The organism is Streptomyces sp. NPDC059649 (assembly GCF_042734445.1).
GTDB lineage: Bacteria > Actinomycetota > Actinomycetes > Streptomycetales > Streptomycetaceae > Streptomyces.
This window is the reverse complement of the sequence record NZ_JBHWDV010000004.1, coordinates 219078-233302: the sequence shown is the minus strand read 5'-3', so window position 1 is coordinate 233302 and position 14225 is coordinate 219078. Positions and strand designations below refer to the sequence as shown.

Here is a 14225-nt window from a genome sequence, read left to right as displayed (position 1 = left end):
TTAGCGGCCACCCGTTACCGGCCACCCGTCACCGGCCCACCCTCCGCCGGCCGATGTCACTCGTCCTCCGCCAGGCGCTTGATCGCTGCCAGGCGGGTGTCCCAGGTGGCGGCCAGCCGGTCCATCCACCGGGCGGTGATCCCGAGCCGCTCCGGTACGACCCGGTAGCGCGCCTCCCGGCCCGCCCGGTGGCCGGCGACCAGTCCGGCCCGGTCCAGGACGCCGAGGTGTTTGACGATGGCCTGGCGGCTCACCGGAAGCTCCGCCGCCAGGACCGTGGCGGTCGCCTCGCCGTGGGCGGCGAGGGCGTCGAGTATCCGGCGGCGGGTCGGGTCGGCCAGCGCGGCGAACACCTCCGTCGCGGCGTCGGCGGGCGGTTCCGCGCCCGCCGATCCGCCGTCCGCCGACTTGCCGCCCGTCGACCTGCCGCCCGCCGATCCGCCGCCCGTCGACCTGCCGTTCACTGACCTGCCGTCCGCCGATCCGCCGCCCGTCGTCATGTCGCGAGCCGCTGTCATGCCGCGAGCCGCTCCGCGTACTGCCGGACGTTCTCCATCTGGGCGGTCCAGCCCTCGGAGTGGCTTTCGTAACCGGCGGTCTTGATCCGGTCCTCGGGGATCTCGATCTCGGCGAAGCCGGTCTCCACGACCCGCAGGCGGGTGCCGCCGTCGCCCTCCGGTGTCAGCGTGAACTCGACGAGGGTGGAGTTGCCCTCGACGGCCACCTCGCCCGGGTGGGCGCTGGCCCAGCGGTACGAGAAGCGGTGCGGCGGTTCCACGGTGACGATGGTGGTCGGGAACTGGCCGTACTCGCCGTGGTCGAGGTGCATGATCCCGCCCGGGCGGAGGTCGACCGGGGTCGGTGCGCCCTGGCCGAACCACGAGCCGACGTGCTCGGGCTCGGTGAGGACCGCCCAGACCCGCTCGACGGGCGCGGCGATGCTGATCTCCCGCTCGATGCGGTTGCGCTCGCGGCCGCGGCCGTGTGCGTCGGTGTCGTTGCCGTGGCTGTCGCTGGTGCCGTGGGTGGTCATGAGGTGCCTCCTGGCGTTGGGTTTTCCTCTCCCCCTACGTGCTACCCAATGGTTGCACGTAGAGGAGGGAGGTGCAACCAGGAGGTTGCATGACGGCTGGCGTGCGGGTCAGTCGTTGCTCCGCACCCGTACCTCGTACACCGGGACCGACACCGACGAATCGTCGAGGCAGTTGCCCGCCTCCAGGTCGAAGCGCTGCTTGAGCAGGGGCGAGGCCACGAACGGGCGGCCGTCGACGCTGCCGGTCAGGCCGCGGGAGAGGACCTGGGCGCCGGTGAACGGGTCGCGGTTGCCGATCGCGTACGCCCGGCCGGTCCGGTCCGCGAAGAGCGCGGCCTGGGTGCCGTCCGGGAGGAGGGCGGCCACCCCGCGCCCCGGGGTGAGGTCGTCCGGCGTGCAGACCGGGAGCCAGTCGCCGCTGTCCGGGCAGCGGATCTCGACGAAGGCGGTCGCCGTGCCGGCGGTGGCTTCCGGGAGGACGGGAGCCGCTTCGGCGGAAACGGCGGTGGTCATCAGGCTCATCGGGCTCATCGGGCAGAGGTCCCTTCCAGAGTGCGAACGGGCAGGGTCGGTCCGGCCAGCAACGTCAGGTCCGGCTTGACCTGGTCGCGCTCCGGGACGAAACGGACGGACGGGTCCGGCGCGCCGGGCGCGTTGACGAACGAGACGAAGCGGGACAGCCGTTCGGGATCGCCGAGGGTCTCGGCCCACTCGTCGCGGTAGTGCGAGACATGGGCGGCCATCAGTGCCTCCAACTCGTCGCACAGTCCGAGGGAGTCGTGTACGACGACGTCGCGTACGTGGTCGAGGCCGCCCTCGATCCGCTCCAGCCAGGCGGAGGTGCGCTCCAGGCGGTCGGCGGTGCGGATGTAGAACATCAGGAAGCGGTCGATCAGCAGGATCAGTTCGGCGTCGCTCAGGTCCTGCGCGAGCAGATCGGCGTGGCGCGGGGTGGCGCCGCCGTTCCCGCCGACGTAGAGGTTCCAGCCGCCGGCGGTGGCGATCACGCCGAAGTCCTTGCCGCGGGCCTCCGCGCACTCCCGTGCGCACCCGGAGACCGCCGACTTGAGCTTGTGCGGTGCCCGCAGCCCCCGGTAGCGCAGCTCCAGATCGATCGCCATCCGGACGGAGTCCTGGACGCCGTAGCGGCACCAGGTCTCACCGACGCACGACTTCACGGTGCGCAGCGCCTTCCCGTACGCGTGGCCCGACTCGAATCCGGCGTCCACCAGGTGCGCCCAGATGGCCGGCAGCTGGTCGACGCGGGCACCGAAGAGGTCGATCCGCTGGCCGCCGGTGATCTTCGTGTAGAGCCCGAAGTCGCGCGCCACCTCACCGATGACGATGAGCTTCTCCGGGGTGATCTCGCCGCCCGGGATCCGCGGCACGATCGAATAGGAGCCGTTGCGCTGGAGGTTGGCGAGGAAGTGGTCGTTGGTGTCCTGGAGCGCCGCCTGCTCACCGCCCAGTACGTAGCCGTCGGCGCCGACCGACGGTGCGAGGGAGGCGATCACGGAACCGACGGCGGGCTTGCAGATCTCGCAGCCCTCGCCGCCGCGCGCCTCCTCCCGGCCGTACGCGTCCAGCAGTTCGCCGTACGAGGTGATCCGGCGGACCCGGACGATCTCGTAGAGCTCGGCGCGGGTGTGCCCGAAGCAGCCGCACAGGCCCTGGTCCTCGGACTGCGGCAGCAGCTGGCCGATCAGCTTCACGCAACTGCCGCAGCCGGTACCGGCCTTGGTGCACTGCTTGACCTCGGGGAGGGTGGTGCACGCCTGGATGGCGTCCTTGGTGACGTTGTGGCAACTACAGATCACCGCGTCGCCGGGCAGCGCGTCCGGGCCGAGCGCGGCGCCGCCGCCCTCAAGGCCGGCCGGCAGCACCAGCTGCTCGGGCGCCACCGGGGGCACCGTGCCGGTCAGCGGGCGCAGCGCCCCGTACGCGTCGGCGTCGCCGACCAGCACCCCGCCCAGCAGCGCGCCGTCGGCGCCGATCACCAGCTTCTTGTAGACGCCGCTGCGGGCGTCGGAGTAGACCACGTCGAGACAGCCGTCGGCGGCGCCGTGCGCGTCACCGAAGGAGGCCACGTCCACACCGAGCAGCTTCAGCTTGGTGGAGAGGTCCGCGCCGGTGAATCCGGGACGCTCCCCGGCAGAGCTCTCCTCAGTGGAGCTCTCCCCGGCGGAGCTCTCCCCGGCAATCGGCGCGGTCAGCCGGTCGGCGAGCTCGGCGGCCGCCACCCTGGCCATGTCGTAGCCCGGCGCGACCAGCCCGTAGACCCGGCCGTCGACGGCCAGCGCGCACTCGCCGATCGCGTAGACGGCGGGGTCCTCGGTGCGGCACTGCTCGTCGATGACGATGCCGCCGCGCTCCCCGACGGGCAGCCCGCAGTCCCGCGCGAGCTGGTCGCGGGGGCGGACCCCGGCCGAGAAGACGACCAGGTCGGTCTCGATGCGGGAGTCGTCCGACAGGCCCATGGCGGTCACCGCCCCGGCCGCGTCCGCGACGATCTCCTTGCCGCCGACGCCGGTGTGCACCGTCAGGCCCATCTCCTCGACCGTACGGCGCAGCGCGCGGCCGCCGCCCTCGTCGACCTGGAGCGCCATCAGCCGCGGCGCGAACTCCACGATGTGGGTGCGCAGTCCGAGGCCCTTGAGCGCACCGGCCGCCTCCAGGCCGAGCAGGCCGCCGCCGACCACGACACCGGTGCGCGCGTTCTTCGCGTACTCCTCGATGGCCAGCAGGTCGTCGAGGGTCCGGTAGACGAAGCAGCCGGCGCTGTCCTTGCCGGGCACCGGCGGGACGAACGGATACGACCCGGTGGCCAGCACCAGGGCGTCGTAGCGCACGGTCCGCCCGGAGCGGGCGGTGACCGTACGGGCGGCCCGGTCGACGGCGGTGGCCGGGTCGCCGAGGAGCAGTTCGATGCCGTGCCGGGCCAGGAAGTCCGGATCGGTCAGGCTCAGGTCGTCGGCACTGCGGCCGGAGAAGTAGGAGGTCAGCTGGACCCGGTCGTAGGCCGGGCGGGACTCCTCACACAGGACCACCACCCGCGCCCGTTCGGTGACACCGCGGTCGGCGAGCTCTTCCAGGAAGCGCTGGCCGACCATGCCGTGGCCTATCAGGGCGATGGTGGGGGCGGTGTCCGGTGAGGTGGCCGGTGCGGCGTCCGGGAACGAAGGAGTGGAGGTCATGGTCGTCAGAGTGCGGGGCCGCTGTTACCCGCCGGCATCTGTGCTGTTTCCCGGGCGGAACGCCTGCCTCAGTGCGGGGGCGGGGGGCGTGTGAGGCGGTGGGGCACGCCCCTGGGCCGCGTGGGACGCCCCCTGAGCCCGCTCCGGGGCGCCCCGGGGCCCGTATGGGTGTGATCCCGGGTGTGACCCGGTGAGTACCCCTACTCATGCCGCCCTGGGGGCTGCCCGCCATCATGGGCGCATGAAGATACCGGGGACACCTACGGCTGCCGCCGCCGTGCTGCCCGTGGCCTTACCGGTCGCGGTGTGGGGGCTGCTGGGACAGGACGACTACCAGGGCGTACCGCCCTCCCAGCTGGACTATTTCGTCCGGCCCCCGGAGCTGCCGCCGGGCCTGGACACCGCGCTGGGCCTGCTGGCCCTGATGGCCGTGCTGGTGAGCGCGGCGACGCTGGCCCGCGCCACGTGCCACCACGCCTTCGACCGGCGCTGGTGGCAGGTGCTGTCCCCACTGCTCGCGGCCGGGCTGCTGGCCGGCTGGGGGTGGCGGGTGCTGACCGCCGGGACGATCGGCGCGAACATCGGGGCGGGCGTGGTCCTGATGGCCTTCGGCCCGGTGGTGGCCGCGCTGGTCCTGATCGCCGCCGGCCGCGGGATCTGGCTGGCCCGGCACCCCGCTTGAACTTGAATACGACCTTGAGGGGTCCCACGGGTCCCACGGATTCGGGGCCTACGGGTCCCACGGGGCCCACGGTCCCTACGGATCCCACGGACCCCACCGGCGTCATGGGTGCCCCCGACACCGCTCCTGACACCGCGCGTGACACCAACCCCCACCCCCGCCCGCCCCGCCTCCTCCGGGCCCGGGCCCTCCTCACCGCGCCCTTCGCGCCCCGCAGCCTCGCCGCCCTGGCCCATGCCCTGCTCGCCGCGCCCCTCGCGCTCTGCGGGCTGGTCCTGGTACCGGCCGGGCTGGCGCTGGGCGCGGTGCTGTCGTGGACGGCCCTCGGTCCCTGGCTGCTCGCGCTGACCGTACGGGGCGCCCTCGGCCTGGGCGGGCTCCAACTGGCCCTTGTCCGCCGGCTGTTGGGCGCGGACATCGAAGCGGCGGGACGGCGCGGTGCGCGCGGGGCGTTCGGCTGGCGGCGCGCGCTGCTCGGCGACCCGGCCGGCTGGCGGGCCGTCGCCGCCGCCCTGCTCACCCCGTTCACCGCTCTGCTGCCGCTGCTCGCCGTCCTGGTGGGCTATGCCTACGGCCTGCTGGCGCTCGCCCACCCCGTCCTGCGGCACTGGAACTACGTCACCCTGCGCGGCGCGGACGGCTCGGTGCGCCGGGTGTCGTTGCAGTTCCACGGCGTGGAGTTCGACAGCTGGCCGCGCTGGACCGTGGTGGTCGCCGCCGGTGCGCTGCTCGTCCTGCTCGCGCCCTGGCTGGTGCGCCGGGCGGGCGCCCCGCACCGGCTGCTGCTGCGCGCCCTGCTGGGACCGAGCGCCGCGGAAGCCCGTATCCGCACGCTGGAGGAGACCCGGGCGCATGCCGTCGACGACGCCGTGGCCACCCTCCGCCGCATCGAACGCGATCTCCACGACGGCACCCAGGCCCGGCTCGTCGGCCTGGGCATGCACCTCACCCTCATCCGCGAACTGATCACCCAGGACGCCGAACGGGACCGGCTGCTCGCCGTGGTGGAGACGGCCCGGAGCAACGCCACCCAGGCCGTCACCGATCTGCGCCACCTCGTCCGGGGCATCCACCCGCCCGCACTCGACCAGGGCCTGGAAACCGCCCTGGCCACCCTCACCGCGGACGCCCCGCTGCCGGTGGCCCTGCGCACCGCCCTCGGCCCGCGCCCCTCCCCGGCCCTGGAGTCCCTTGCCTACTTCTGCGCCGCGGAGCTGCTCGCCAACGCCGTCAAACACAGCGGCGCGTCCCGGGTGACGGTCGACGTACGCACCGAGCCCGCCGCCGGCGTACCGGGCACCGGCCCCGAGCGGGCCCTGCTGCTGGCCGTACGGGACGACGGGTGCGGCGGCGCGGTGGTCGGCGCGGGCACCGGCCTGACCGGGCTGCTGGCCCGGATCCGTACCGTCGACGGCACCCTGACCTGCGACAGCCCGCCCGGCGGCCCTACGGTGATCACGGTCAGCCTCCCGTACCCGGCAACGAACCGTGCGCCCGCGTGAAGGGCGCCCGCGTGAAGAGCGCGCGCGGGCGGGCCGGCGGCCGGCCGGGGCAGACCCGACGCCCCAACGACCTGGCGACCCGACACCCCAACGACGTGGCGACCCGGCCATCCAACAACCCAACGCCCCAACAACCCGACGGGGGACCCCATGCGCATCGTCATAGCCGAGGACTCCGCGATCCTGCGCGAGGGCCTGGTCCAGCTGCTGGAGTTGCGCGGGGTGACCGTCGCGGCCGCCGTCGCGGACGCCGAGGCGCTGCTCACCGCGGTCGCCGCACACCGCCCGGACGCCGCCGTGGTGGACATCCGGCTGCCGCCCGGCCATACGGACGAGGGCCTGCGGGCGGCCGTGCGGCTCCGCCGCGACCACCCCGGTACCGGCGTGCTGATCTTCTCCCAGTACGTGGAGACCGCCTACGCCGACCGGCTGTTCGGCGCGGGCTTCGCCGGCGTCGGCTACCTCCTCAAGGAACGGGTGATGGACATCGGCGAGTTCGTGGCCGCGCTGGAGCGGGTCGCGGCCGGCGGCACCGCGCTGGACCCGGACGTGGTGTCCCAGCTGTTCGGCGCGAGCCGCCGGTCCCGGGCGCTGAACGCGCTCACCCCGCGCGAGCACGAGGTGCTGTCCCTGATGGCGCAGGGCCGCACCAACCAGTCCATCGCCACCGCCCTGACCGTCTCCGAGCGGGCGGTCGAGAAGCACGTCGCCCATGTCTTCGCCAAGCTCGGCCTCCCGCCCTCGGAGACGGATCACCGCCGGGTGCTGGCGGTGCTGCGTTACCTGGAGGCCGCGGGCCCCGCCGGCGTGGGCTGAGCCGGGCACAGCCGGCGCGGCGCCGTGTCGGTGCGCAGCTTGGCGTCGACGCAGCCGCCCGGCAGCCCGTCGTGGGCCGTGCGGCCGAAGTTGGCGGTGACGGTCAGGGTGCCGTTGCCGAAGACCGTGCGCTGGACGGTGCGGTCGCCGGTCAGCCACCGGAAGGACGTCATCCGCTCGGTCCCCGCGGCCTGGTGCAACGGCGCGAAGTACCGCTGCAGCGCCGCCAGTTCACCCCCGTGCTCGCTCAGCGAGGCCCCGTCCAGCGCGTAATTCAGCGGCGTGTTGTACAGCATCGCCAGCAGCGCCCGGGTGGTCTTCTGCGCCGGCAGCTTCTCGTACGACAGCTCCCAGCGCTCGACGTTGACCAGCGAGCCGTGCAGCGCGGTCTCGTACAGCGGCACCCGGTACGTCGGGTCGTACATCGCCTTCGCCACACCGGCCGGCAGCCGCACCGGCTTGAAGAACGCCTTCGGCGCGTTCTCCGGGTAGTAGCCGCCCCAGACCGGCTTGTCGCGCTCCAGCTTCCACAGGCCGTCGGCGACCGGGGTGCCCGAGCCGTGGTTGAACGCCAGCACCTCGTTGGCCCAGGGCTGGGCCGACTCCGACCCCAGGACGAAGTCCCGGGACAGCCGCCGCATCCGGGCCAGCCGGTTGGCCCGGTCGCCCGCCTTCGTCATCTCGTGTCCCGCACCGTGGTCCCGGAACACCTCCCCGGTCGCGTCGACGTCGAGGAAGTAGCTGTCCGCCCCGTTGGCGGTCATCGTGCGCGTACGGTCGGCCAGATAGTGCTTGCCGGGCTCGGCCTTCTCGAACGCGCGCGAGCTGAGGTAGCAGCCGCGGCCGCCGAAGCCGGTCTCCGGGGTGCCGTCCGCCTTTCGTATACAGAAGTCGGGGTACACCCGGTCCGGCCACGCGGAGGTGGGACTGTCGGCGGTCTTCGGGTCCTGCCCGTTGGCGAACGAGTCGTACGGCCCGACGAGATAGCCCGCCTTCTTGGCGGCCCGCACCGCCGCGGCGTCCATCGGGTGCGGCCCGGAGTCGTACCCGAGCCACATCCGCCCCACCCCCAGCCGCTTGAGCTTGTCGACCCCGGCGGCGGTCCGCGCCTCACCCCACACATACGCATGGAACGCCCCGAGCAGCTTGGCGGCGGCCGGGTTCTGCCGGATCTTCCGCCGCAGACTGCCGAGCTGCCCGTGCTGGGCGAGATACCTGCGGTAGTCGTCCGCCGGTGCGACCGGATCGCCGTCGGTGAGCGCGAACGAGACGTCGTACTCCCGGGTCCCGGCACCCCCGTCAAACGCATGGACGGCCGTACTCCGCAGCCGACCGCCCACCGAAGCGAACCGCAACGACGTCCCGATGTCGCTCGGCACGAGATAACTCACCCCGTGCCCCTGCCTCCCGGCCCCCTGGGGGCCGTCCAGCGCATACCCCCACAAGGGCAATGACAGCTCCGCCCCCACATCGACGCTGCTCCCGGCCAACCCGCCCTTCTCCGACTCCCCGTTCCAGAAGGCGTCCCGCACAGGGATGTCCAGCCCTTCCCCCCGAGGCAGTTGAACGGACGAGGCGGCCCGGTCCGTCCCGGTCACCGGCCAGCTGACCGACCCGTCCCGCTCGGCCCGCAGCCGGATCCGCAGCCGCCCGTGCTCCACCCCGGCCGTCACCGTCAGCCCCTTCGCGGGATAGCTCCAGCGCACCCCGTCCGCCGTACGCGTCACCGCCCCCGGCTTCCCGAGCCCGCCCCCGGCCGCCGCCGCTGCCTCGGACAACACCATCCGCCGCCCGTCCCCGGCCCGCGCACTCACCGCGAGCGTCCCGGTGTCCACGACGGCGGTACCACCGGCAACGGGCAACTCCAGCTTGCTCCCGTGCAGCGTCCCGGCGGCCGCACTGTCACATCCGGTCACACCGAGCGCCGTCGAGGCGAGCGCGAGGGAGGCGGCGAGGACGCGGGTGGCCCGGAGGCGGGCGGTGGCGCGCCGATATGGCCTGGGAAAAAGGGAGTTGGGAAGCGGACGGTTCGTGAAGAAGGTCATGAGGACTGGATAGTGAACGGTCTTAAGAGGCTTCTAAGAACCGCTCACCCGTCGCCCCGGCTGGCGTCAGGCCGAGGCCAGTCGCCGGGCCGCCAGTTCGGCGTAGGTAGCGGCGCCATCCGCCAGTACGGCGTCGTCGAACTCGGCGAGTGGGGAATGGTTGTTGGGACTGCGTTCCGGGTCGGCGCCGCGGGGCGGGGCGCCGAGGAAGAGCATGGCGCCCGGGACCTCGGCGAGCACGCGGGAGAAGTCCTCCGAGCCCTGGAGCGGCTGCGCCTGCGGTACGTAGCGCTCCTCGCCCAGCGCCTCACGGATCGCGTCCGCCGCGAAGTCCGCCTCCGCCTGGTCGTTGACGGTGACGGGATACACCTCCAGGAACTCCGCGTCCACGTCCACCCCGTACGCCGCAGCGATGCCCCGGCACACCTCCACCGTGCCGTCCTTCACACGGGCCTGGGCCGCGTCCGAGAAGCTGCGGACCGTCGCCTCGAAGACCGCGGTGTCCGGGATGACGTTCTGCTTCGTACCGGCGTGGAAGGTGCCCACGGTGAGGATCACCGGGTCGAAGACGTCGAAGGTACGGGTGATCCACGCCTGCAGCGCGGTCACCATCGCACAGCCCGCCTGCACCGGGTCCTTGGCGCGGTGCGGCATCGACCCGTGCCCGCCCTCCCCGCGCACCGTCACCCGCAACGTGTTGGACGCGGCCATCGCCGTACCGCCGCGGGTCCGGAACACGCCGCCGGGCAGCCCCGCCGACAGTACGTGGATCGCGTACGCGGCGGCCGGCCGCTGTCCGGTCGCGTCCAGCAGCCCCTCGGCGAGCATGTGCCGCGCCCCGTCGTAGCCCTCCTCGCCCGGCTGGAACATGAAGAGCACGTCGCCTGCGAGCCGGTCGCGGTGCGCGCTGAGCAGCTTGGCGGCGCCGGTGAGCATGGTGGTGTGGAGATCGTGGCCGCAGGCATGCATCCGGCCGTTGTCGGCGGCGAAGTCCAGGCCGGTGCGCTCGGCGACCGGCAGGGCGTCCATGTCACCGCGCAGCAGTACGGTGGGACCGGGCCGGCCCCCGCGCAACACCGCCGTCACCGAGCTGAGCCCGTCCCCGGTGCGGACCTCCAACGGCAGCCCGTCTAGCGCGCCCAGCACGGTCTCCTGCGTACGGGGCAGTTCGAGCCCGGTCTCCGGGATGCGGTGCAGCGTACGGCGGAGCCGGATGAGGTCGTCGGACAGCGCCTGGGCGTCATCGCGGAGGTTCACGGGGTTGGCTCCTTTCAGGCGCCGAACTGCCCTTGCTTGATGGCCGAGATGAACGCGGTCCAGTTGTGCGCGGGGAAGGCGAGCGCCGGGCCGTTGGGGGCCTTACTGTCTCGGACGGGGACGAGGCCGTGGGGCTGGGCGAGGGTGCGGCTGAATTCGAGGCACTGGCCGCCGTCGCCCCCGCTGTGGGAGGACTTGATCCAGGCGAAGTCTCGGGTGAATTCGACGCAGTTCCCGCCGCTGGCGTCGCTGTAGGAGGACTTGATCCAGTGGGCGGTGGTGAGATCCATGGTCCTCCTTAGATGCCGAACTGCCCTTGTTTGACGGCCGAGATGAACGCCGTCCAGTTGTGCGTGGGGAAGACGAGTGCCGCGCCGTTGGGGGCCTTGCTGTCTCGGAGAGGGACAAGGCCGTGGGTTTCGGCGAGGGAGGGTGAAAACTCGACGCATGCCCCACCGTTGCCTTCGCTGTAGGAGGACTTGACCCACTCGGCAGCGATGAGATCCACGTCGGGGCTCATGCTCGGTACTCCTTCAGCAGAGTCTTGATCAGCGGCAGCGATTGATCAGGGGACAACGCATGTGCCCTAAGCAGATCATAGTCATCCAGGGCTGCGTCGACCGTTTGTGCGGAGTCATGCATCCTGCCCCCTACCCGGGTCTCCGTGTACAACAAGGTCGGGGCGTCCGGGAAGCGCAACACGATGAAGGGCATCGTCGACGTGGCGGGAATGCCTGCTGAGAACGGCATGACCTGGAGCTCGACGTTCCGCGATGTGGCTACGGTCAGCAGGTGCTCAAGCTGCATGGCCATAACCTCTGCGCAGCCGACGACGGTCCGCAGACACGCCTCGTGAAGGATGATCCACAGGAGCGGCGGAGTTTCCCGATCGAACACCTCACGCCGCCGTAGTCGCGCCGCAATCTTGTCCTCGATCCCCTCCGTACTTGCCCGAGGGTTGGATACGCGGAAGACAGCCCGTGCGTAGTCCTCCGTCTGAACGATGCCCGTTACGAGGTTCGTCTCGTACGTCAGAATCCGCGACGCCCTCCTCTCCAGTCGAAGGTAAGGAACAAACCACGACGGGTGGTCGCCTTCGTCGATCCTATGCAGCAGCCCCGCGAAGAGCCCGTTCGTACCGAACGCCGTATCGCAGCCACTGGCGAACTTCTCGCTCGCCTTGAGCTTTCCGGACTCCACCATCGAGACGTACGCGTCGGTGTAGCCCGTTGCGTTGCCTAAGTGCTTCTGGGTGAGCTTGCGACCCAGGCGTACGCGACGGACGTCCTGGCCGAATCGCTGTAGCGGATTGAAGAGTTCGGGCGGGGTCGTCTCGTCCAAAGCCGTGACCTCTCCTCATGTGATCGCAGCCAGTAGCTGCGCAGGTCATCGCCCTAAGCGCTGGCGCTTAAGTGGTGCCATTCTATTGCCCGTTGCGTTGCCAGCGTGACCGAATGACTACATCCGGTTACCCCCTCGCAAAGAGCTCAGGAGGCCGACGCATGACGGACGAAACCCCCACCACCTCCACCCCCCGACTCCTCCCGTGGACGAGCACCGACGGGAAGCCCTGCATCCTCCTCGGGGACGGGACCGGGTTCGTCTCCCGGCTCGCGGACGACATCGAGGCCGAGCAGCTCTGCTACACCGCCGAACTGCGTAAAGAGGCGCGGCGGATGCTCGACGGGCGGAGTTGGACGACCGGGGAGCTTCAGTTGCTGACCGTCGAGCTGACCGAGGCGCTCGACGCCGTGCAACGGATCGCGGAGAGCCGGGGCGAGCGGCTGGTTCTTAACCAGCGGTCAGGCTGTCCTCAAGGCTGCCTTAAGGAACCGGAATCGGGGCCTGACCTGGTATTTCGCGCTGTCGAAGGGCCGTAGTTTGTCGAGCTGTGAGCACCCGCACCCACGCCCGCGTCGGGGATGGCGTCCCGCACGCGTCCCCCGTCCACCCGCTCTACGCGCGGCTGGCCCCGCCCTCCGCACCCCCGCCCGTACCGCCGCCCCCAGTACCGGCCAAGCCGGCACCCGTACCGGCGCCCCCGCTGCACACCTCGCCGCGGGCGCTGCTCGCCGGACTGGCGGGCGGGGCGGCCGCGGTCGTCGGGCTCTGGCTGGTGCAGATGGAGCCGTCGGCGCGGCTGGACGCGCTGTTCGCGACCCTCGCGCACCTCAGCGGGCTGCTCGCGGCGTACGGCATCCTGGCGATGCTGCTGCTCATGGCACGGGTACCGGCCGTCGAACACGGGGTGGGTGCCGACCGGCTGGCCCGCTGGCACGCCTTCGGCGGCCGCTACGTCCTCAGCCTCTGTTGCGGGCATGCGCTCTTCGCGCTGTGCGGGTACGCGGCCCATACCGGCGATGACCTGCTCACCGCCGCCACCCGCCTGCTCGGGTACCCGGGTCTCGCCGCCGCGACCGTGGGTACCGCGTTGCTGGCCGGGGTCGGGGTCTCCTCGGCCCGTGCGCTCCGCCGACGGGTCCGGCACGAGACCTGGCGCGCGGTCCATCTGCTGACGTACATGGCCGTCGCGCTCGCCTTCGGGCACCAGCTCTCCGGGCCCGATCTGGCCGGGAGTGCGTTCGCCGGCTGGGTGTGGACGCTGCTGCACACCACCGTGGCCACGCTGCTGGTCTGGTACCGGCTGGTCGTGCCCGTACGGCAGGCGCTACGGCACGATCTACGGGTCGCCGAGGTGCGGATCGAGGGCCCGGGGGTCGTCTCGGTCGTCATGCGGGGCCGCGGGCTGGCGGCGCTCCGGGCCGAACCGGGACAGTTCTTCCGCTGGCGGTTCCTGGACCGGCGGCTGTGGCGGACGGCGCTGCCGTTCTCGCTCTCCGCACCCGTACGGGAGGACACGCTGCGGATCACGGTCAAGGCGTGCGGCGACCACACGCGGCGGATACGGCGGCTCCGGCCGGGCGTACGGGTGCTGGCCACCGGACCGTTCGGCGCGCTGACCGCACACCGGCGGACCCGCCGCAAGGTGCTGCTGCTCGCCGGGGGCGTCGGCATCACCCCGATGCGGACCCTGTTCGAGACCCTGCCGGGCGGGCCCGGCGATCTCACGCTGCTCTACCGGGCGGGCAGCGCGGCGCAGTTGGTGCTGCGCGCGGAGCTGGAGGGGATCGCGGCGGCGCGCGGTGCGGCGCTGCACTATCTGCTCGGCCCGTCCGACGGGCCCTTCGACCCACTGGCCCCGCGCGCGCTGCGCAACCTCGTGCCGGATCTGGCGGAGCACGACGTCTATCTGTGTGGCCCGCCCGGTATGGCGCGGGCCGCGATCACCGCACTGGAGCGGGCGGGCGTGCCCGCGTCCCACATCCACTCCGAGCACTTCACGTTCTGAGCCCCCGGCCCCGCACCCGCCCCTCGGGCCGCCGGCCCGCACCCGCCCCTTGGGTCGCCGGCCCGTGAACCGCTGGCCGTTGACGGTTGGGGCCGTTGACCGCTGGGCCCTTGACCGCTGGAAGGAACCGTCGTTCATGGCGAAGCACCGCAAGCCACACCCCTTCCCCGTCGCCACCGTACGGGCCCGCCGTCAGCTGGTGGCCTGTCTGGCCGGGGCGAGTGCCCTGAGCGCCACGCTGCTGTCCCTCACGGTCTCCCCGGCGGCCCCACCCGCCCCGGACCGGGCGCCGGCCGGCCACAGCCTCCAGGACCCCCAGGCGGCCCCGCCCAGGTGAGGGAAACTAC

The 14225-nt window shown here is 72.3% G+C and carries 15 protein-coding genes; 6 read left to right on the top strand and 9 right to left on the bottom strand.

Translation table 11 applies throughout. The features are described from left to right. Positions 1-56 precede the first annotated feature (56 nt). The 4 genes from ACFV1J_RS09165 to nirB all read right to left on the bottom strand — a co-directional run bounded on the left by ACFV1J_RS09165 (position 57) and on the right by nirB (position 4227). Positions 57-353, bottom strand: coding sequence for an ArsR/SmtB family transcription factor (locus ACFV1J_RS09165; protein WP_385856741.1), 297 nt, complete (start codon positions 351-353; stop codon positions 57-59). Positions 354-514: 161 nt separating this feature from the next. Continuing rightward, the gene (locus ACFV1J_RS09160; protein WP_385856640.1) at positions 515-1033 is read right to left on the bottom strand and encodes an SRPBCC family protein; all 519 of its coding nucleotides are present in this window, start codon (positions 1031-1033) and stop codon (positions 515-517) included. Positions 1034-1141: 108 nt separating this feature from the next. Further along, entirely contained in the window at positions 1142-1546 is a 405-nt protein-coding gene (gene nirD, locus ACFV1J_RS09155) for a nitrite reductase small subunit NirD (RefSeq protein ID WP_385856740.1), read from the bottom strand. Positions 1547-1560: 14 nt separating this feature from the next. Beyond that, the gene (gene nirB / locus ACFV1J_RS09150) at positions 1561-4227 is read right to left on the bottom strand and encodes a nitrite reductase large subunit NirB (protein ID WP_385856639.1); all 2667 of its coding nucleotides are present in this window, start codon (positions 4225-4227) and stop codon (positions 1561-1563) included. 241 nt (positions 4228-4468) lie between these two features. Between nirB and ACFV1J_RS09145 the strand changes: the two genes are divergently transcribed. The 3 genes from ACFV1J_RS09145 (at position 4469) to ACFV1J_RS09135 (ending at position 7227) form a co-directional block, all read left to right on the top strand. Further along, positions 4469-4909: a hypothetical protein gene (locus ACFV1J_RS09145; RefSeq protein WP_385856638.1), complete on the top strand. Its 441-nt coding sequence runs from the start codon at positions 4469-4471 to the stop codon at positions 4907-4909. A gap of 104 nt (positions 4910-5013) precedes the next feature. After that, positions 5014-6411, top strand: coding sequence for a sensor domain-containing protein (locus tag ACFV1J_RS09140; RefSeq protein WP_385856637.1), 1398 nt, complete (start codon positions 5014-5016; stop codon positions 6409-6411). 150 nt (positions 6412-6561) lie between these two features. Beyond that, a complete protein-coding gene (locus tag ACFV1J_RS09135) occupies positions 6562-7227 on the top strand; it encodes a response regulator (RefSeq protein ID WP_385856636.1) in 666 nt (221 codons plus the stop codon). Here the strand turns inward: ACFV1J_RS09135 and ACFV1J_RS09130 are convergent. The 5 genes from ACFV1J_RS09130 to ACFV1J_RS09110 form a co-directional block, all read right to left on the bottom strand. Beyond that, positions 7191-9272 carry a glycoside hydrolase gene (locus ACFV1J_RS09130; RefSeq protein ID WP_385856635.1) on the bottom strand — a complete coding sequence of 694 codons (2082 nt, stop codon included), beginning with the start codon at positions 9270-9272 and terminating at the stop codon, positions 7191-7193. The genes ACFV1J_RS09135 and ACFV1J_RS09130 overlap by 37 nt on opposite strands. Before the next feature lie 66 nt (positions 9273-9338). Beyond that, the gene (locus ACFV1J_RS09125; RefSeq protein WP_385856634.1) at positions 9339-10529 is read right to left on the bottom strand and encodes a M20 family metallopeptidase; all 1191 of its coding nucleotides are present in this window, start codon (positions 10527-10529) and stop codon (positions 9339-9341) included. A gap of 14 nt (positions 10530-10543) precedes the next feature. After that, positions 10544-10819, bottom strand: a complete 276-nt coding sequence (locus ACFV1J_RS09120) for a DUF397 domain-containing protein (RefSeq protein ID WP_385856633.1) — start codon at positions 10817-10819, stop codon at positions 10544-10546. Positions 10820-10827: 8 nt separating this feature from the next. After that, complete coding sequence (locus ACFV1J_RS09115; protein ID WP_385856632.1) at positions 10828-11049, bottom strand: DUF397 domain-containing protein; 222 nt, start codon at positions 11047-11049, stop codon at positions 10828-10830. Continuing rightward, a complete protein-coding gene (locus tag ACFV1J_RS09110; RefSeq protein ID WP_385856631.1) occupies positions 11046-11870 on the bottom strand; it encodes a Scr1 family TA system antitoxin-like transcriptional regulator in 825 nt (274 codons plus the stop codon). Before ACFV1J_RS09110 ends, ACFV1J_RS09115 begins: the two co-directional genes overlap by 4 nt. Positions 11871-12031: 161 nt before the next feature. Here ACFV1J_RS09110 and ACFV1J_RS09105 point away from each other — a divergent pair, with 161 nt between their 5' ends. The 3 genes from ACFV1J_RS09105 to ACFV1J_RS09095 all read left to right on the top strand — a co-directional run bounded on the left by ACFV1J_RS09105 (position 12032) and on the right by ACFV1J_RS09095 (position 14215). Then, entirely contained in the window at positions 12032-12409 is a 378-nt protein-coding gene (locus tag ACFV1J_RS09105) for a hypothetical protein (protein WP_385856629.1), read from the top strand. An 11-nt stretch (positions 12410-12420) separates the two neighbouring features. Next, on the top strand, positions 12421-13878 hold the full coding sequence (locus ACFV1J_RS09100) for a ferric reductase-like transmembrane domain-containing protein (RefSeq protein WP_385856628.1): 1458 nt from the start codon (positions 12421-12423) through the stop codon (positions 13876-13878). A gap of 136 nt (positions 13879-14014) precedes the next feature. After that, positions 14015-14215, top strand: coding sequence for a hypothetical protein (locus ACFV1J_RS09095; RefSeq protein WP_385856627.1), 201 nt, complete (start codon positions 14015-14017; stop codon positions 14213-14215). The last annotated feature ends 10 nt before the right edge of the window (positions 14216-14225 follow it).

What these genes read in the sequence shown, in the direction of transcription:
- ACFV1J_RS09130 (WP_385856635.1), bottom strand. Translation starts at nt 9,272, where the DNA reads ATGACCTTCTTCACGAACCGTCCGCTTCCCAACTCCCTTTTTCCCAGG.
- ACFV1J_RS09120 (WP_385856633.1), bottom strand. Translation starts at nt 10,819, where the DNA reads ATGGATCTCACCACCGCCCACTGGATCAAGTCCTCCTACAGCGACGCC.
- ACFV1J_RS09115 (WP_385856632.1), bottom strand. Translation starts at nt 11,049, where the DNA reads ATGAGCCCCGACGTGGATCTCATCGCTGCCGAGTGGGTCAAGTCCTCC.
- ACFV1J_RS09135 (WP_385856636.1), top strand. Translation starts at nt 6,562, where the DNA reads ATGCGCATCGTCATAGCCGAGGACTCCGCGATCCTGCGCGAGGGCCTG.
- nirD (WP_385856740.1), bottom strand. Translation starts at nt 1,546, where the DNA reads ATGACCACCGCCGTTTCCGCCGAAGCGGCTCCCGTCCTCCCGGAAGCC.
- ACFV1J_RS09145 (WP_385856638.1), top strand. Translation starts at nt 4,469, where the DNA reads ATGAAGATACCGGGGACACCTACGGCTGCCGCCGCCGTGCTGCCCGTG.
- ACFV1J_RS09140 (WP_385856637.1), top strand. Translation starts at nt 5,014, where the DNA reads ATGGGTGCCCCCGACACCGCTCCTGACACCGCGCGTGACACCAACCCC.
- ACFV1J_RS09160 (WP_385856640.1), bottom strand. Translation starts at nt 1,033, where the DNA reads ATGACCACCCACGGCACCAGCGACAGCCACGGCAACGACACCGACGCA.
- nirB (WP_385856639.1), bottom strand. Translation starts at nt 4,227, where the DNA reads ATGACCTCCACTCCTTCGTTCCCGGACGCCGCACCGGCCACCTCACCG.
- ACFV1J_RS09105 (WP_385856629.1), top strand. Translation starts at nt 12,032, where the DNA reads ATGACGGACGAAACCCCCACCACCTCCACCCCCCGACTCCTCCCGTGG.
- ACFV1J_RS09095 (WP_385856627.1), top strand. Translation starts at nt 14,015, where the DNA reads ATGGCGAAGCACCGCAAGCCACACCCCTTCCCCGTCGCCACCGTACGG.